The organism is Microbacterium aurantiacum (assembly GCF_031625015.1).
Taxonomy (GTDB): Bacteria; Actinomycetota; Actinomycetes; order Actinomycetales; family Microbacteriaceae; genus Microbacterium; species Microbacterium aurantiacum.
Genome location: NZ_JAHWXH010000001.1, coordinates 986,320 through 1,003,483, shown reverse-complemented (window position 1 = coordinate 1,003,483; position 17,164 = coordinate 986,320). Strand labels below are relative to the sequence as shown.

Sequence of the window (17,164 nt, the reverse complement as noted above, 5' to 3'; positions counted from 1 at the left end):
AACCGGGGCTCATGCGGTGTCAGTAGGCGAGGGACCGGTCGACGGCCTCGAGGATGCGGTCGGCGTCGGGGAGGTACGCGCCCTCGAGCTTCGCGGGCGGGAAGGGCACGTCGAAGCCGGAGACGCGGATCACCGGCGCCTCGAGCGCGTAGAAGGCGCGCTCCATGACGGTCGCCGCCACTTCGCTTCCGAGCGAGGTGAACCCGGGCGCCTCCTGCGCGTAGACCATGCGCCCGGTCTTGCGGATCGAGTCCAGCAGCGGTCCGTAGTCCACCGGCGAGAGCGAGCGGAGGTCGACGACCTCGCAGCTCGTGCCCTCGGACTCGGCGAGCGCCGCGGCCTGGAGGAGGGTCGTGACCATCGCGCCGTGCCCGACGAGGGTGACGTCGGTGCCGCGACGGACGACGCGCGAGGCGTGCAGCTCAGCGGCGCGGGCGGTGGTGTCGACCTCGCCCTTCATCCAGTACTTCGCCTTGGGCTCGAGGAAGATCACCGGGTCGTCCGACGCGATGGCGTCCTGGATCATCCAGTACGCGTCGTTCGGCGTCGACGGGCTGACCACGCGCAATCCCGGCGTGTGCGCGAAGTAGGTCTCCGGGCTCTCCTGGTGGTGCTCGACGGCGCCGATGTGACCGCCGTAGGGGATGCGGATGACGATGGGCATCGACAGCGCCCCCTCGTGACGGTTGGTGAGCTTCGCCAGCTGCGTGGTGATCTGGTCGAAGGCGGGGAAGACGAATCCGTCGAACTGGATCTCGATCACGGGACGGAATCCCGCCATCGCAAGGCCGATCGCGGTGCCGACGATGCCGGACTCCGCGAGCGGGGTGTCGAGCACGCGGCGATCGCCGAACTCGGCGATGAGGCCCTCGGTGACGCGGAAGACGCCGCCGAGGCGCCCGATGTCCTCGCCCATGAGCAGCACCCGGTCGCTGTCGGTCATCGCGGCGCGGAGGCCCGCGTTCAGCGCGCGGCTCATCGGCATCGTCGTCGGAGCAGCGGATGCGGATGCCGGGGCGGCCGAGGCCGCCGTGGTGGTGTCGGTCACGCCGTTCCCTCCTCGTAGGACGCCTCGTACGTCGCGAGCCACGCGGCCTGCTCGGCCACCAGCGGGTGCGGCTCGGAGTAGACGTGCGCGAACATCGACGACGCCTCGATCGTGCCGAGCGCGTTCGTGCGGGTGCGGACGTCGTCGGCGAGCGCCGCGCCCTCGGCGGTGACGTCGGCGAAGAACGCCTCGCTCGCCCCGCGTCCACGCAGGTAGGCCTCCATGCGCGCGAGCGGGTCGCGGCGGCGCCACGATTCCTCCTCGTCGCGGGTGCGGTACTTCGTCGGGTCGTCGCTCGTGGTGTGCGCGCCCATGCGGTAGGTGAGCGCCTCGATCGCGCGGGGGCCCTCGCCCGCGCGCGCCTCGTCGAGCGCACGGCGGGTGACGGCGTAGCTCGCGAGCACGTCGTTGCCGTCGATCGGGATGCTCGGCATCCCGTATCCGGACGCGCGCTGATGCAGAGGCACCGGCGACTGCGTGGCCACCGGGACGGAGATCGCCCACTGGTTGTTCTGCAGGAAGAAGACCTCGGGCGTGCGGTAGCTCGCCGCGAACACCATCGCCTCGTGGACGTCGCCCTGGCTCGATGCGCCGTCGCCGTAGTAGACGATGACGGCCTCATCCCGCGTGGGATCGCCGGTGCCGCAGCGCCCGTCGAAGACGAGACCCATGCCGAAGCCGGTGGCGTGGAGGGTCTGGGCGCCGAGGACCAGCGTGTAGATGTGGGTGTTGCCGTTGCGCGGATCGAACGGGTTCCAGCCGCCGTGCGTCAGGCCGCGCATGAGCCGGATGATGTCGATCGGGTCGACGCCCCGGATGCGCGTGACGGCGTGCTCGCGGTACGACGGGAAGAGGTGGTCCTGAGCGCGGGCGGCGCGGGCCGATCCGACCTGCGCGGCTTCCTGACCGAAGCTCGGCGGCCAGAGCGCCAGCTGCCCCTGACGCTGCAGGTTCGTAGCCTGCACGTCGAAGGCGCGGATGACGGACATGTCGCGGTACAGACCCTCGAGCGTCAGGTCGTCGATCGCATCGATCAGGTCGAGGTAGGGCTCTGCGGCGGGCGTCGGGGCGAAGACGCCGTCGGCGTCGAGCACGCGGACGAGGTCCGCAGGATCGTTCGCCGCCGACGCGGCCGCGTTCTCAGGCGGAGTCACCGTTCTACGCTATCCGTCGTCCGGAATGCCCCGTTGGGAGGTCTCTCACAACGGATGCCGCGATCTCTAGGACTTTGGCGACAGATTCGTGCTCTCCTACGGAGATGCGGATGCCGTCCCCGTCGAACGGGCGGACGATCAGGCCCGCCGCGTCGAAGGCCGCGGCCACGGCGAGCGACTCCGCACCGGTGGGCAGCCACACGAAGTTCCCTTGCGCCTGCGGGACCTCCCACCCGGCCTCGCGGAGTCCGTCGGCGAGCCGGTCGCGCCGGTCGGCGATCTCGCGGACACGGGTGAGGAGCTCGTCCTCGGCGTCGAGGCTCGCCAGCGCCGCGGCTTCGGCGGCGGCGGTGACGGAGAGCGGGATCGTGGTGCTGCGCGCGGCGTCCAGGATCCGCGGGTGGCCGATCGCGTAGCCGACCCGGAGGCCGGCGAGCCCGAACGCCTTGGAGAAGGTGCGGAGGACCACGACGTTCGGGAACTCCTCACCCCCGAGGACCCGCAGGCCGTCGACGGCGTCGGGGTCGGTGACGAACTCGGCGTAGGCCTCATCGAGGATGACCAGGACGTCGCTCGGCACCGCGCGGACGAAGGCGTCGAAGTCGTCGTGCCGGACGACAGGGCCGGTGGGATTGTTCGGGCTGCAGACGATGACCGCGCGGGTGCGCGGGGTGACCGCGGCCGCCATCGCGTCGAGATCGTGGCGTGCGCCGTCGGTCAGCGGCACGGTGACCGCCGTCGCGCCGGCGACGACCGCGAGCCAGGGGTAGGCCTCGAACGACCGCCACGCGTAGATGATCTCGTCGCCGGGGCCGGAGACGGCCTGCACCAGCTGCGCGAGGATCGACACGCTCCCGGCGCCGACGTGCACCTCGTTGACGGTCCGGTCGAAACGCGCGGCGAGACGCTCGCGGAGGGCCGTTGCCGTGGCATCCGGGTAGCGGTTGAACTCCACCGCGGCGGCCACTGCCTCCTGGACACCGGGGAGCGGCGTGTACGGGTTCTCGTTGCTGGAGAGCTTGAACGCCTCGGCGCCGGCCTGCCGACCCTGACGGTAGGCGGGGAGGGCGGCGATCTCCGGGCGCACGCGGACGGGGATGTCGGGGGCGTCGGTCACCCGTGCAGTCTACGAGCGCGACGCCGCACGGCGACAGGAATCGACGCCCGCGTGGAAGACTGACCGCCATGGGATTCCTCATCCGAGTCGTCGTCAATGCCTTCGCGATCTGGGTCGTGACCCTGATCCCCGCACTCCAGGTGACGGTGATCGCCTTCCCGCCGGGCGAGACGCTGCAGCTCGTGCTGACGCTGCTGCTGGTCGCGGCGATCTTCGCGCTGGTGAACACCATCATCGGAACGGTCATCAAGATCCTCGCGTTCCCGCTGTACATCCTGACGCTCGGCCTCATCGGCCTGCTGATCAACGCCTTCCTCCTGTGGCTGACGGCGGCGATCACGTCGCTGTGGAACTTCGGCCTCCGTGTCGAGGATTTCTGGTGGGGCCTGGTCGCCGCCATCCTGATCTCGCTCATCAACTGGGTGTTCGGCATCATCCTCCGCCCGAAGAAGGACTGACCGGGCCCTCCGCCCGTTCCGCGGCGTACTCGGTCGCACGGATGTCGGTGGCCGCGGCCAGCTCGTCGAAGACGTCGCGCACCGTGTCGATGCGCGGATCGGTCGACGCGTCGATGAGGGCCGCCGTCTCGGCGTAAGCGGTGAGTCGGTGCGCGGGCACCGTCGTGTCGTGGGGACCGGTGTTCGGATCGGCGCCCCGCTCGACCAGGACGCTCCCCGCCGCCCCCGTCGCCGCGATCGCGCCCCCGCCGGAGAGGGCGACCGCGGGATCGTCGGTGTGCCGCACCGACATGCTCCACGTGTCGGCGCCGACGTCCATCTCGCGGGGCGTCCCGAACGACACCAGCGTCTCGGTCGTGTACGGGCCCTCCATCGCCAGATGGCCCGTGATCATGGCGCCCTGCGAGTGCCCGAACGCGTGCACGACGTCGCCGGGTTCGGCTCCGGCATCCTCCAGCGCCTGCAGGGTCGCGGCGTACGACGCCGACGTATGACCGGTGTACAGCTCGACGTTCGAGCGGTTGTCCCACGGGTTCTTCCCACCCACCGCCGCCGTGGAGGTGCCGGCGACGTAGACGGCGAACTGCCGCGAGCCGTCGGGCATCGTGTACTTCTCCACGCGCACCCGCGCCTCGCCAGGACCCGGGATGCGGGAGGCGGCGTCGGCGAGATTCCGCGGCGGAACGGATGCCGCGCCCGCCCCGGTCGGCAGTGCGCGCACGACGACCGGCGGTGTCGCGCCGTCGAGGCGGGTTCCGGCCGGGACGCGACCCATCCCCGTCGTCCCGATGACGGACGCCAGGAGGACCGTCGACAGCCCGAGCGCCGCGCCGCCCATCACCCCCGCCTGCCAGCTGTAGTCGCTGCCGACGAGGAGACCCAGCTCCGTCGCCTGACGGACCAGCTCCCCGGGCCACATCGCGGTCCGCTCCGCCTCGGCCCCCCACGCCGCGAGGATCAGGGCGCCGTCTTCCGCACGGAGGTCGCTGATCCGCGCCGCGAGGATGCGGGCGGCGTCCGCGTCACCGGCCAGCACGGCGGCGCGATGCGCGACGACGGTCTCGACGAGCTCGTAGAGCGTCGCCGCATCACAGAGTGCCGTCGCCACCCGTTCGCCCTCGGTGACGGCATCCCGCATCCGGGACGCGAGGTCGGCCGCCTCGGCGGCCGCCGACCAGGCTTCGGCCCGCTCGGTGAACAGCATGTTCTGCAGCGGACCGAGGTCGCCCACGAGCGCCTCCAGCTCCCCGATCGCCCCGTCGAAATCCGCCGCCGTGCGCCGCAGCGTCTCGGTGTCGACGGCCACGGCGCCGCCCCCGCGGATCTCCAGCTCGCCGGCCGGGGGCGTCGCCGCGCTCACGCGCAGTCCGTCTCGGCCCGCCACCGCTGCAGCTGCAGGGCCGCTCCCGCGCTGAAGCGCACCTGCGCGAGCGTGCACGCCAGCGCGCCGACCCGGCCCGCCCACGCCGTCGCGGCCGTGTGGAACTCGCGCGCGGCCTCCGCCTGCCAATCGGTGCGCTCGCCGAGGGTCCGGGTCCGCGCGATGAGGTCGTCGAGACGCACGGCGAGGGCGTCGAGCTCGCGCACCACGATCTCGAGCGTGACGGTGGAGGGCGGGGTGCACAGCAGCGGCGGCATGCGCCCATCGTCGGCCTCGCCGCGCCCCCGCGGGTACGGCATCCGTACGACTGTGCAGACTCGGTGCGTCGAGCGCGTGTCACCGCGCCTGTGCAGGAGGGCCCCGGCGCGACGCGCGTGCGCGACCGACGCCGGCGGGACAGAATGGAGCCCATGTCCGACCCCCGCGTGGAGCCCTTCCGCGTCGTCTTCGTCTGCACGGGCAACATCTGCCGCTCCCCGATGGCGGAGGTCGTGTTCCGGTCCCTGGCGTCATCGACCGGCCTGTCGGCCCGCGTGGTGTCCTCCAGTGCCGGCACCGGAGACTGGCACGTCGGCGAGCGCGCCGATGAGCGCACGATCGACGCGCTCGCGCGCCACGGGTACGACGGCGAGCGACACCGGGCCCGCCAGTTCTCGCCCGCGGACTTCACGCAGAACGACCTGGTGGTGGCCCTGGACCGGTCGCACGAGCGGATCCTGCGCGGCTGGGCGCGCTCCGAGACGGATACCGACAAGATCGCCCTGCTGCTGTCGTTCGACCCCGCCGCCCCCTCGCTCGACGTGCCCGATCCGTACTACGCCGGCCCCCGGATGTTCGATCAGGTGCTCGGTATGATCGAGAGCGCGAGCCGGGCGCTCTTCCGGCAACTCGAACCCGCGATCCGACCGCACGTGTGAGCACGACCCGTGCGCGCTCGGTGCCGCGGGAAGAGCCTCGTCCCGACGGGAGTACCGTGACCTCTCTGCCGCCGCAGCCGCTCAGCCCCCTCGACGGTCGCTACCGCGCCGCCGTGGCCCCTCTGGCCGACTACCTCTCGGAGGCGGGCCTGAACCGCGCCCGCGTCGAGGTGGAGGTCGAGTGGATCATCACGCTCACCGATCGCTCCCTGTTCGGCACGACGCCGCTCGGCGACGACGACAAGACGCGCCTGCGGGCCCTCTACGTCGACTTCGGCGCGGACGAGATCGCGTGGCTGGCGGAGAAGGAGGCGGTCACCCGCCACGACGTCAAGGCGATCGAGTACCTCGTCCGCGACCGGCTGGACGCCCTCGGCCTCTCGGGACTCGCCGAGCTCACGCACTTCGCCTGCACGAGCGAGGACATCAACTCCGCCTCCTACGCCCTGACCGTGCACCGGGCCGTGGAACGGGTGTGGCTCCCGGCCCTGCACCGGGTCATCGACGCCCTCGCCGGCCTCGCCGACGCCCACCGCGATGCGCCGATGCTCTCGCGCACCCACGGTCAACCCGCGACGCCCACCACGATGGGCAAGGAGCTGGCGGTGTTCGTCTGGCGCCTCCGCCGGGTCGCCGCCCAGGTCGCGGGCGGAGAGTACCTCGCGAAGTTCTCCGGCGCCACCGGCACCTGGTCGGCGCACGTCGCCGCAGCTCCCGACGTCGACTGGCCCGAGGTCTCCCGCGGATTCATCGAGGGCCTCGGCATCGGATTCAACCCGGTGACGACCCAGATCGAGTCCCACGACTGGCAGGTCGAGCTGTACGACCGGATCCGTCACGCCGGCGGCATCCTGCACAACCTCGCCACGGATGTGTGGACCTACATCTCCCTCGGCTTCTTCGCGCAGATCCCCGTCGCCGGCGCGACCGGATCCTCGACGATGCCCCACAAGATCAACCCGATCCGGTTCGAGAACGCCGAGGCGAACCTCGAGATCTCCGCAGGGCTCCTGCAGACCCTGTCGCAGACGCTCGTGACCTCTCGCCTCCAGCGCGACCTGACCGACTCCACGACCCAGCGCAACATCGGCGTCGCCCTCGGCCACTCCCTCCTGGCGCTGGACAACCTCACTCGCGGGCTCGGCGAGATCTCGCTGTCGCAGCACGTGCTGGATGCCGACCTCGACGCGAACTGGGAGGTGCTCGCCGAGGCGATCCAGACCGTCGTGCGCGCGGAGATCGCCGCGGGACGCTCGGAGATCACCGACCCGTACGCCCTGCTGAAGGACCTCACCCGCGGACGCCGTGTCGGCGCGGTCGAGCTGGCGGAGTTCGTCGACGGCCTCGACATCGGCGATGACGCGAAGGCGCGCCTGCGGGCACTGACCCCGGCCGGGTACACCGGCCTGGCGGCACGCGTGGTCGACCTGGCCTGAGCGAGGCGACGCCGCGCGCGGGCCTCAGCGGGCGGGCGGGGTCTCCGGTCCGTCGGTCGCGTCCGGTTCGGGGTCGTAGAGCACCGGGCGGTCGACCGGTGTCGCCACCTGCGCCGGGTCGACGACCAGGAGCAGCAGCGAGACGATCAGCAGCGTCGCGATGAAGACGATCCCGGCGACGATGAGGGCCAGCACCAGGGCGCCCTGCGCCTCCTCGGCGGGCTTGGACTGGAAGAAGCCCATCGACACCAGCGTGACGCCGCCGGCGAACAGCGCCGCGACGAAGGCGAGCCCGACCAGCTGGAGGGGCTTCATGAGGTCACGGCGGGAGGGCTGGTTCTCGGTCACGCGGAATCCTTCGGGTCGGCCGGCGTCGGGGCGCCGGTCGCGGTGACGCCGAGAGCGGCGGCATCCGCCGTCTCGGGCGATGCGGATGCGGTCGCGGGCCGCGGGGAGAAGCCGGCGATGGCGAGGTAGACCGCCACGATCGCGGCGTAGGCGCCGAAGATGCCGACGGCGATGATGATGCCGGTGAGCGTGAAGGTCTGTCCGGCCTCTTCGATCGTGTACCGGAGGGCGTAGCCGGTGGGGACCAGCAGCATGCCGACGGCGAGGAGGATGCCGAGCACGCCGACGACGACGGCGTCGCGCGCGTCGCCGCGGGAGAGCGGGGCCACGGGGGTCGCGCCGTCGCGCGGAGTCCACGGGGCGACGGATCCTGCGCGACGCGGTGCGGCATCCGCGTCCGACGCGTCCGTGCGGGCGGCCTTCCGCGCGCGGAGGAGGGCACGCGCGCCCACGGCCAGTTCGACGGCTCCGGCGATGACGGCCCAGGCGATCACGACGATGAAGAAGCCGGCCACCGAGCGGACCGGCGGGAGGCTCGCGACGATACCCGCCACGACCGTGACGGCGCCGAGGGCGATCGCCGCACCGCGCCCGCCGGTCGGCGAGACGAGCCACGCCGCCAGGAGGAAGACGAGCCCGGTGGCGATCGCGAACCCGCTGAAGACCGCTGCGCCGACGGCGGCGGAGTGGTCCGGGGAGAAGGTGATCATCAGCGCCGCGAGCGCCGCGAAGCCGGCGCGCGCGAGCTGCACGTGGCGCACCTCGAACGTGCGGACGGAAGAAGAAGGGGTCACGGGGGCATTCCTGTGGCGGCGGAACGAACCCTTCCAGTGTAGATCGTGCGCCCGAGACGCGGCCGGCGGGCGGGAGAGAGGCTCAGCGCAGCGAATCGAGGACGTCGACGAGGAGCTCGTAGGTCGTCAGAGGCGAGATGATCGCGAAGCGGAGCACCGGCTCCCCCGCGTGCGAGCTCGGCACGACGAAGGCGCGCTGGTCATCGAGGAGGCGATCCGACCACGCCTTGTAGTCGGCCATCGTCCAGCCGTGCCTGCGGAAGACCACCACCGACAGCTGCGGGTCTCGCACGAGCGACACCTCGTCGCGGGCGCGGATGTCGTCGGCGATCCGTGCGGCGACGTCGATCCCGTACGCGATCGCGGCGCGGTAGTGCTCGGTGCCGTGGGTCGCCAGCGAGAACCACAGCGGGAGGCCCCGCGCCCGGCGGGTGAGCTGGATGCCGAGGTCCGACGGGTTCCAGTCGGGGGTGTCGGTCAAGGTGTCGAGGTACTCGGCCTTCTGCGTGTGCGCGGCCAGGGCGAGCGAGGGATCGCGGTAGATCAGCGCGCACGCGTCGAACGGGGCGAACAGCCACTTGTGCGGGTCGACGATGACCGAGTCGGCGTGCTCGACCCCGGCGAACGCGCCGCGCGCCTCCGGGACGAGCATCGCCGCGAGGCCGTACGCGCCGTCGACGTGCAGCCAGACTCCGCGGGCGGCGGTGACGTCGGCGATCGAGGCGATGTCGTCGACGATGCCGAAGTTGGTGGTGCCCCCGGTGGCGACGACCGCGAAGACGGCGTCACCGTGCTCGTCGAGCGCACGGGCGACGGCGTCCCCGTGGAGCCGCCCGGCGTCGTCGACGGGCACCGGGAGGACGTCGACGTCCATGACCGCCGCGGCGGAGGCGATCGATGAGTGCGCCTCGGCGCTGCAGACGACGAGCCAGCGCGCAGGCATCGGGCGGTCGGCCGCGCGCAGGCGCCGGCGTGCGGCATCCCGTGCCGTGACGAGCGCGGACAGATTGCCGATGGTGCCGCCCTGGACGAAGACACCGCCGGCACCCTCGGGCAGGCCGAACTCGCGCGCGAGCCAGTGCAGCACCTCGTTCTCGGCGAACACGGCGCCGGCGCCCTCCATCCACGATCCGGCGTAGACGGCGGATGCCGAGACCACGACGTCGAAGGCGAGCGCCGCCTTGCTGGGCGCCGAGGGGATGAAGGAGAGGTAGCCGGGGTGGTCGGTGGAGATGCAGGCCGGAGCGAGGACGTTCTCGAACAGGGCGATCGCCCGGCGCGCCCCGATGCCCTCCGGCGTCACCGTACGCGGGGCGAGGCGCGCGAGATCGCTCGGCCGCAGCGGCTTGTCGAGCGGGATGTCCTCGTAGAGGGCGCGGCGTCGGGCGTACTCCAGCACGTCGTCGACGACCGCACGCGTCTCGGGGGAGATCGCGTGCATGCGGTCGGGCGGGGTCATCTCGGTCATGGCGGCTCCGGTCCTCGCGACCCGGTTCGGGTCGGATCCACGGTAGCCGTGTACGGGCGGGCGAGGGAGGCGTTCAGAGGAACGCGAGTCCGACGCCGCCGACGGCACCGACGATCACCACCACCCACGGCGGCACACGCCACGAGATCAGCAGCACGAAGCAGACGAGGGCGAGCGCGAAGGACGCGGGCCCCGTCACCGCGGTGACGAAGACCGGGTCGTAGAGGGCGGCGGCGAGGATGCCGACGACGGCGGCGTTCGCGCCGCGCAGGAGCGCTTGGGCCGCGGGTCGCGTCCGCAGGGCGTTCCAGAACGGCAGCACACCGACGAGGAGGAGGAGGCCCGGAACGAACACCGCCACCAGAGCGATCGCCGCCGTCGCGAGGCCCGCGGCCCCCGGGGCGGCGAGCGCCCCGAGATAGGCCGCGAAGGTGAACAGCGGACCCGGGACCGCCTGGGCGACGCCGTACCCGGCGAGGAACTGCTCGGCGTCCACCCACCCGCCGGTGACGACCTCGGCCTCCAGCAGCGGCAGGACGACGTGGCCACCGCCGAAGACGAGCGCACCGGCGCGGTAGAACGCGTCCGCGACGCCGAGGGCCGTCCCTCCGAGGGTCGCGACGGCGATCGGGAGCCCGACGAGGAGCACCGCGAACACCGCGAGGGAGGTCGCGCCGACCCGCCGCGAGACGCCGAAGTCCAGGTCCGGTCCCGGCGTCTCCCCCGGCATCCGGCAGAGGAGAAGGCCGGCGAGCGCGCCGAGGACGATCGCGGCGACCTGGCCGAGAGTCCCCGCCACGACCAGGACCAGCACCGCCGCGCCGACGGCGATCGACGCGCGTCGGGCATCCGGGGTGAGCGACCGGGCCATGCCCCAGACCGCCTGGGCGACGATCGCGACCGCGACGATCTTCAGCCCGTCCAGGATGCCGGAGCCGATCGTGCCGCCGAAGAGGTCCGCGCCGTACGCGAAGGCGACCATGATGATCGCCGACGGCAGCGTGAAGGCGAGCCATGCGGCGAGCGCGCCCAGGGGACCGGCGCGGAGGAGGCCGAGCCCGAATCCGACCTGGCTCGAGGCGGGACCGGGGAGGAACTGGCTCAGCGCGACGAGCTCGCCGTAGCCGCGATCGTCGATCCAGCGACGGCGCGTGACGAGCTCGTCGCGGAAGTAGCCGAGGTGCGCCACCGGTCCGCCGAAGGACATCAACCCCAGCTTCAGGAAGGCGCCGAACACCTCTGCGGGGGAACCAGCGCGTCGGGGGGAGGTCACGGGCGGGACAATACCCGGTCACGGTGTCCTACAATGATCAGCATTCTCACTCGGAGGTGCATACCAGCACGTGAACGGACACTCACGCGCGGGGTCGTCGACAGACGACCCCGGTCATAGTCCGGGCGTCCTCGCCCCTGTCCCCTTTTCCTCGCGTTCGGCGCGGGGGGTGATCCTTCCATGATCACCGCACTGCTCTTCCTCCTCCTCGGCATCGTCCTGACGGCCGTCATCATCGCCGCGAACGGCTACTTCGTCGCGCAGGAGTTCGCCTACATGTCGGTGGACCGCGCCAAGCTGCGCGCGCGTGCCGACGCCGGTGACACCGCCGCTCGTCGGGCACTCAAGGTCACCCAGCGCACCTCGTTCATGCTCTCCGGGGCGCAGCTCGGCATCACCGTGACCGGCCTCCTCGTCGGATACGTCGCCGAGCCGTTCATCGGCGAGTCCCTGGGAACACTCCTCGGCGGCATCGGCGTCCCCGCGGCCGTCGGCATCACGATCGGCACCGTCGGCGCGCTGGTCCTCGCCGCCGTCGTGCAGATGATCTTCGGGGAGCTGTACCCGAAGAACCTCGCGCTGGCGAATCCCGAGCCGCTCTCCCGCGCGCTCGCGCCGACCACCCTGGGTTACCTGACGATCTTCGGATGGCTCATCTGGGTGTTCGACAAGTCCGCCGAGGGTCTCCTCCGCCTCGTCCGGGTCCAACCCGTCCACGACGTGGACACCTCGGCGACCGCGAAGGACCTCGAGCACATCATCGAGGACTCCCGCGACAGCGGCGACCTCCCCGAGGATCTGTCGCTCATGCTCGACCGCATCCTCGATTTCCCCGAGCAGGATGTCGAGCACGCGATGATCCCGCGTGTCCAGGTCGACGTGGTCCATGTCACCGACCCGATCTCCCACGTCCGGGCCCTGATGGCGGAGGCGCACACGCGCTACCCGGTCATCGGCGAACGCGACGAGCCGGTCGGCGTCGTCCATCTCGTGGATGTCCTCGGGACCGACCGGGACGACGCGCGCCCCGTGACCGCGATCATGCGCGAGCCGCTCGTGCTCGCCACCCTCATGCCCCTCCCGGATGCCTTCGGCCAGCTGACCGAGACGAAGAACGAGCTCGCCTGCGTCATCGACGAGTACGGCGGATTCGCGGGTGTCCTGACCCTGGAGGACCTCGCCGAGGAACTCGTCGGCGAGATCTCCGACGAGCACGACGCCGAGGACGGCGCGGGCGCGGTGCAGACCGCGGACGACATGTGGGAGATGGACGGCGACCTCCACATCGACGAGGTCGAGCGCGTCATCGGCGCCGATCTGGAACGCGGCGACTTCGAGACCCTGTCCGGACTCGCGATCGCCGCCGCCGGGCGTCTGCCCGAACCGGGCGACACCGTCCGCGTCGAGCTCCCCCTCCAGGGCGCCGACGTCATCGAGGATGACCACACCTCCCGCGCGCTCCTGATCGAGGTCGTGGAGCTCGAACGGCACGTCCCGCACGTCCTGCGCGTGCAACTCGTCACCGAACGGGACGCCGACCGGGAGGCATCCGAGGCCCTGAGGGACGCTGCCCACGAGTCCGAGGAGGCACCGCGATGAACGGCTGGATCGTCCTGATCGCCACGGTGGCACTCATCGTCTTGAGTGCATTCTTCGTCGTCATCGAGTTCGCGCTGCTCGGCGCGCGTCGACACCGGCTGGAGGAGACCGCCACGACCGACCCGTCGGCACGCGCGGCGCTCCGGGGCATGAACGAACTCACCCTCATGCTCGCCGGCGCCCAGCTCGGCATCACGGCCTGCACGTTCGCCCTCGGTGCCGTCACCAAGCCCGCGGTCGACGCGTGGCTCGGTCCGGTCTTCGCCTCGTGGGGTGCGCCGGAGTGGCTCGCCGGCGGCGCCGCGTTCGCGCTGTCGCTGCTCGCGGTGACCTTCCTCCACCTCGTCGTGGGCGAGATGGCCCCGAAGTCGTGGGCGATCGCGCACCCCGAGACGGCGGCGCGGATCGTCGGCATCCCGGCACGCGCCTACGTCTGGCCGCTTCGTCCCTTCCTCCTCTGGGTCAACCGGATCGCGAACGCCCTCGTGGCCCGCAGCGGCGTCGAGCCGGTGGACCGCGCCGCGGTCGGCGGCCGCGACGCCGACACCATCCGTCACCTCGTGGAGTACTCCGGCCAGGTGGGCGTGCTCGAACCGGAGCTGCGCACCCAGATCTCGCAGGTCATCGAGCTCGAGAACCTGACCCTCGGCGACATCACCGTCCCGACCACGACACCGACGGCCGTGACGACGGATGCCGATCTCGCCGCCGTGCGGGAGGCGGCGCGCCGCACCGGCCACCTGCGGGTGCTCGTCCTCGACGGGGACGGTGAGCCGCGCTCGGTCGTGCACGTACGCGACACGCTCCTGCGCGACGACACGGACCCCGTGACGACCCTCGCCCGCCCGGCCCTGCGCCTGCCGGAGGATCTGCTCGTCCACGAGGCGCTCCGGCGCATGCGCGAGGCGAGCGTCCAGCTGCTCGTCGTCGAATCCGAGGAACGCGCGATCGGCGTCGTCACCCTCACCGACGTCGTCAAGCGGGTCCTCCCCGGCGAGGCGACCGTCGGCGCCGGGTAGCGGCCTCAGTCAGGCCGCGGACTCCTCCACGCGGTAGACCACGCACTCCCACGGCCGCAGCCGCAGGCGTCCCGACGGCGCCTGCGGCGGGTCGTCGTGGTTGGCGATCACGACGCTCGCCCGCTCGACGCGCAGCTCGGCGGCATCCCTCTCCACGGTGTCGCTCGAGCAGTTGGCGACGAGGGTGAGACGGATGCCGTCCTGCGCGCGGTGGAACGCGTAGACCTCGGTGTCCTCCGGCCAGACCAGGGTGAACGCCCCGGTCTGCACGACGGGATCGTCGTGGCGGAGCGCGATGAGCCGTCGGTAGTAGTGGAACACCGACGCCGGATCGGCGCGGGCGTCCTCCGCGTTGATCCGGTCGTGGTTCGGGTTGACCTGGATCCACGGCTCGCCCGTGGTGAAGCCGGCGTGCGCCGAGGCGTCCCACTGGACGGGGGTCCGCGCGTTGTCGCGGCTGCCGAAGGCGAGGGCGCGCAGCAGCTGCTCGTCGTCGAATTCGCCGATCGCCCGCTTCTCCTCGACGTAACGCAGCGACTCGATGTCGCGGTACTGATCGAACGACGTGAAACCGGCATCCGTCATCCCGAGCTCCTCGCCCTGGTAGATGTACGGGGTGCCGCGGTGCAGGTGCAGGACCGTCGCGAGCGCCGTCGCGGAGGCGACACGGTGCTCGCCGTCGTCGCCGAAGCGGGAGACGACGCGCGGCTGATCGTGGTTGTCCCAGTAGAGCGAGTTCCACCCCGTCTCGGCGAGGCCCGCCTGCCACCGCGTGAGCGTCGCCTTGAGGTCGCGGAGGTCGAGGGGCCGGTGCTGGAAGCGGTCGCCATCGACGGTGTCGAGTCCCATGTGCTCGAACGTGAAGACCATGTCGAGCTCGGCGCGCGCAGGGTCGGTGAACAGCTCCGCGTCCTCGACGGTCGCACCGGGGGTCTCGCCGACGAGGAGCAGCGACTCCCGGCGTCCCGCGAACACCTCGCGGTGCATCTCCTGGAGGAACTCATGCAGCCGCGGGCCGTTGGCGCTCGCGGCGGTGGCATCGCCGTACAGGCCGCTTGCGACCGGGGCGTCGGAGAGCGCACCGTCCGGACCGACGTCTTTGGAGATGAGGTTGATGACGTCCATCCGGAAGCCGTCCACCCCGCGGTCGAGCCACCAGCGCATCATCGCGTAGACGGCCTCGCGCACCTCCGGGTTCTCCCAGTTGAGGTCGGGCTGCTTGCGGCTGAACAGGTGCAGGTAGTGCTGCCCGGTCTGCTCGTCCCACTCCCAGGCGGGGCCGGAGAAGAAGGAGCCCCAGTTCGTGGGTTCGGAGCCGCGTGTCCCGGGCTCGAATCCGTCGCGGGGGTCGCGCCACCAGTACCAGTCGCGCTTCGGGCTGTCGCGGGTCGAGCGCGACTCGATGAACCACGGATGCTCGTCGCTGGTGTGGTTGACGACGAGGTCCATGACCACTTTGATCCCGCGCTCGTGCAGAGCTCCGATGACCTCGTCGAGGTCGTCGAGGGTGCCGAACAGCGGATCCACGTCCTGGTAGTCGCTGATGTCGTACCCGTTGTCGTCCTGCGGGCTGCGGTACAGCGGCGAGAACCACACGACATCGACGCCGAGCTCGTCGAGATGGTCGACGCGGCGGAGGATGCCGCGCAGGTCGCCGATGCCGTCGCCGTCGGAGTCCTGGAACGAACGGGGGTAGATCTGGTAGACCACCGCGGAGGTCCACCATGCGTACTCGGCGCTCATGGCCCCCACCCTACGGGCCGACGTCGATGGCGTCCCGAAGGGTGGGGAACCGCAGCGCGCGGTCTCGATCAGGAGACGCGCGAGGGCTCGTCGTCGTTGCTGTCGTCGCCGGGAACGCCCTGCGCGAGGTCGGTGGCGTTGATCGCGTCGCGGATGGCACCGAAGGACGAAGCGGGACGGTCGACGCGGGAGGCGGCGCTTTGCGGGGCGCGCGTCTCCTCGGCGGAGGTGGTCGTGATGTCGTTGGTGGCCATGAGCCGGCTCCTATCTGGTCGGACGGTGGGAAATCAACCCCGATTCGGGGCGATTCGCGAGCGTTACGTTTGCTCCGCGAATAGGAGGGCCGTTCCGCCGGATTCGTCACGAAAAGAGTCCTGGGTGTTCTCAGCTCGCCGCACTGTCGGCGGCGCTCGACGAGCTGGCAGACGACCAGCGGCGCGCCTGGCTGCTGCGCGAGGTCGCCGACCTCAGCGACGCCGAGATCGCCGAGGAGATGACCACGAGCGCCAGCACCGTGAGAGGCTTGCTGTCACGAGCACGGAGTTCGATCACGATCCGGTTGGAGGACTGGCGATGACCCAGACTCCTCCCGAGATCCTGCACACTGAGCTGAAGGTCGTGGGGGTCAACATCGCGGTCGAAGACCTCCACGGCTACGCGTCCGACAAGGAATCGTCATGACTCTCATCACTCCCGAACCGGACGGCGGACTGGTCTCCCGTGTGCGCGCGGTCGACGGCGTCGTCGACGTGTACGGATCGCCGCTGCAGCAGATCTCCGGCATCCTCGCCGCCGCCACCGGGCGCTCCGGCGAGCGGCAGGCCGACATCGCCGTCTCGATGCGCGACGGCATCCCCCGGTTCGCGGCGCGCATCGCCACGAACCCCGAGTACGACACGCCCGAGACCGCCCGCCGTGTGGCGGACGTGCTGGCCGAGCACTCCCCCGAGGACGCGACGATCACGGTGCAGATCGCCCGCATCCACTGACGCCGCCGTGGGCCGGTCCCGATCGACCTCCGAGCCGCCGGCGGAGTCGAAGACATGCGCATCGTGCGGCCGCGAGATGCAGTGGCGCAAGAAGTGGGCGGCGAACTGGGATCAGGTCACCTACTGCTCCGACGCGTGCCGGCGTCGCGGCGTGCGGACGGTGGACACCGCCCTCGAGGACGCGATCCGCGAGCTTCTCGCCGCGCGGGCCGCGACCGCGACGATCTGCCCGTCGGAGGCCGCGCGATCGGTCGGCGGTGATGACTGGCGCGACCTCATGGAACCGGCGCGGCGCGCCGCACGCCGGCTCGTCGCCGCCGGCGAGGTGGAGATCACGCAGCGCGGCACGGTCGTCGACCCTTCCACCGCGCGCGGTCCCATCCGCATCCGTCGCGCGCGCTAGGACGTTCGACGGACTCG

Annotated in this window: 19 protein-coding genes; 8 read left to right on the top strand and 11 right to left on the bottom strand. The window is 71.5% G+C overall.

Annotated features, from left to right (window positions below; all coding sequences use genetic code 11):
• Window positions 1–19 precede the first annotated feature (19 nt).
• From KZC50_RS04780 to KZC50_RS04770, 3 genes are read right to left on the bottom strand one after another with little or no spacing between them, the layout of a single operon-like run.
• Window positions 20–985 (bottom strand): alpha-ketoacid dehydrogenase subunit beta, encoded by a 966-nt coding sequence (locus tag KZC50_RS04780; RefSeq protein WP_310891530.1) that lies wholly within the window; start codon window positions 983–985, stop codon window positions 20–22.
• A 59-nt stretch (window positions 986–1,044) separates the two neighbouring features.
• A complete protein-coding gene (locus KZC50_RS04775) occupies window positions 1,045–2,202 on the bottom strand; it encodes a thiamine pyrophosphate-dependent dehydrogenase E1 component subunit alpha (protein ID WP_310890799.1) in 1,158 nt (385 codons plus the stop codon).
• A 4-nt stretch (window positions 2,203–2,206) separates the two neighbouring features.
• Window positions 2,207–3,319: a histidinol-phosphate transaminase gene (locus KZC50_RS04770; RefSeq protein WP_310890798.1), complete on the bottom strand. Its 1,113-nt coding sequence runs from the start codon at window positions 3,317–3,319 to the stop codon at window positions 2,207–2,209.
• 68 nt (window positions 3,320–3,387) lie between these two features.
• On the opposite strand from KZC50_RS04770, the gene KZC50_RS04765 reads away from it, so the two are divergent.
• On the top strand, window positions 3,388–3,777 hold the full coding sequence (locus KZC50_RS04765) for a phage holin family protein (RefSeq protein ID WP_310890797.1): 390 nt from the start codon (window positions 3,388–3,390) through the stop codon (window positions 3,775–3,777).
• Here KZC50_RS04765 and KZC50_RS04760 read toward each other — a convergent pair.
• Window positions 3,752–5,137, bottom strand: coding sequence for a hypothetical protein (locus KZC50_RS04760; RefSeq protein WP_310890796.1), 1,386 nt, complete (start codon window positions 5,135–5,137; stop codon window positions 3,752–3,754). The two genes, KZC50_RS04765 and KZC50_RS04760, sit on opposite strands and share 26 nt — an antisense overlap.
• Complete coding sequence (locus KZC50_RS04755) at window positions 5,134–5,457, bottom strand: hypothetical protein (RefSeq protein ID WP_236967047.1); 324 nt, start codon at window positions 5,455–5,457, stop codon at window positions 5,134–5,136. The genes KZC50_RS04760 and KZC50_RS04755 overlap by 4 nt, the downstream gene beginning before the upstream one ends.
• Before the next feature lie 111 nt (window positions 5,458–5,568).
• On the opposite strand from KZC50_RS04755, the gene KZC50_RS04750 reads away from it, so the two are divergent.
• Window positions 5,569–6,075, top strand: a complete 507-nt coding sequence (locus tag KZC50_RS04750) for a low molecular weight protein-tyrosine-phosphatase (protein ID WP_310890795.1) — start codon at window positions 5,569–5,571, stop codon at window positions 6,073–6,075.
• 56 nt (window positions 6,076–6,131) lie between these two features.
• Window positions 6,132–7,511: an adenylosuccinate lyase gene (purB, locus tag KZC50_RS04745; RefSeq protein WP_310890794.1), complete on the top strand. Its 1,380-nt coding sequence runs from the start codon at window positions 6,132–6,134 to the stop codon at window positions 7,509–7,511.
• A 24-nt stretch (window positions 7,512–7,535) separates the two neighbouring features.
• Here purB and KZC50_RS04740 read toward each other — a convergent pair whose 3' ends face one another.
• From KZC50_RS04740 to chrA, 4 genes are all read right to left on the bottom strand, one after another.
• A complete protein-coding gene (locus KZC50_RS04740; RefSeq protein ID WP_053546875.1) occupies window positions 7,536–7,859 on the bottom strand; it encodes a hypothetical protein in 324 nt (107 codons plus the stop codon).
• Complete coding sequence (locus tag KZC50_RS04735; protein WP_310890793.1) at window positions 7,856–8,653, bottom strand: acyl-CoA synthetase; 798 nt, start codon at window positions 8,651–8,653, stop codon at window positions 7,856–7,858. The genes KZC50_RS04740 and KZC50_RS04735 overlap by 4 nt, the downstream gene beginning before the upstream one ends.
• An 82-nt stretch (window positions 8,654–8,735) precedes the next feature.
• Window positions 8,736–10,112, bottom strand: a complete 1,377-nt coding sequence (locus tag KZC50_RS04730) for a pyridoxal phosphate-dependent decarboxylase family protein (protein WP_310891529.1) — start codon at window positions 10,110–10,112, stop codon at window positions 8,736–8,738.
• A gap of 82 nt (window positions 10,113–10,194) precedes the next feature.
• Window positions 10,195–11,394 (bottom strand): chromate efflux transporter, encoded by a 1,200-nt coding sequence (chrA, locus tag KZC50_RS04725; RefSeq protein ID WP_310890792.1) that lies wholly within the window; start codon window positions 11,392–11,394, stop codon window positions 10,195–10,197.
• A gap of 180 nt (window positions 11,395–11,574) precedes the next feature.
• Between chrA and KZC50_RS04720 the strand changes: the two genes are divergently transcribed.
• Window positions 11,575–12,993: a hemolysin family protein gene (locus tag KZC50_RS04720; protein WP_310890791.1), complete on the top strand. Its 1,419-nt coding sequence runs from the start codon at window positions 11,575–11,577 to the stop codon at window positions 12,991–12,993.
• The gene (locus KZC50_RS04715; protein WP_310890790.1) at window positions 12,990–14,012 is read left to right on the top strand and encodes a CNNM domain-containing protein; all 1,023 of its coding nucleotides are present in this window, start codon (window positions 12,990–12,992) and stop codon (window positions 14,010–14,012) included. Before KZC50_RS04720 ends, KZC50_RS04715 begins: the two co-directional genes overlap by 4 nt.
• 9 nt (window positions 14,013–14,021) lie before the next feature.
• Here the strand turns inward: KZC50_RS04715 and KZC50_RS04710 are convergent, their stop codons facing one another.
• Window positions 14,022–15,755 (bottom strand): alpha-glucosidase, encoded by a 1,734-nt coding sequence (locus tag KZC50_RS04710; RefSeq protein ID WP_310890789.1) that lies wholly within the window; start codon window positions 15,753–15,755, stop codon window positions 14,022–14,024.
• Between the two features lie 68 nt (window positions 15,756–15,823).
• Entirely contained in the window at window positions 15,824–16,009 is a 186-nt protein-coding gene (locus KZC50_RS04705) for a hypothetical protein (protein ID WP_310890788.1), read from the bottom strand.
• A 14-nt stretch (window positions 16,010–16,023) separates the two neighbouring features.
• Between KZC50_RS04705 and KZC50_RS04700 the strand changes: the two genes are divergently transcribed.
• The 3 genes from KZC50_RS04700 (at window position 16,024) to KZC50_RS04690 (ending at window position 17,147) form a co-directional block, all read left to right on the top strand.
• A complete protein-coding gene (locus tag KZC50_RS04700) occupies window positions 16,024–16,332 on the top strand; it encodes an RNA polymerase sigma factor (protein ID WP_310891528.1) in 309 nt (102 codons plus the stop codon).
• Window positions 16,333–16,432: 100 nt separating this feature from the next.
• Window positions 16,433–16,744, top strand: coding sequence for a hypothetical protein (locus KZC50_RS04695; protein WP_310890787.1), 312 nt, complete (start codon window positions 16,433–16,435; stop codon window positions 16,742–16,744).
• A 7-nt stretch (window positions 16,745–16,751) separates the two neighbouring features.
• Window positions 16,752–17,147: a DUF2256 and DUF3253 domain-containing protein gene (locus KZC50_RS04690; RefSeq protein WP_310890786.1), complete on the top strand. Its 396-nt coding sequence runs from the start codon at window positions 16,752–16,754 to the stop codon at window positions 17,145–17,147.
• The last annotated feature ends 17 nt before the right edge of the window (window positions 17,148–17,164 follow it).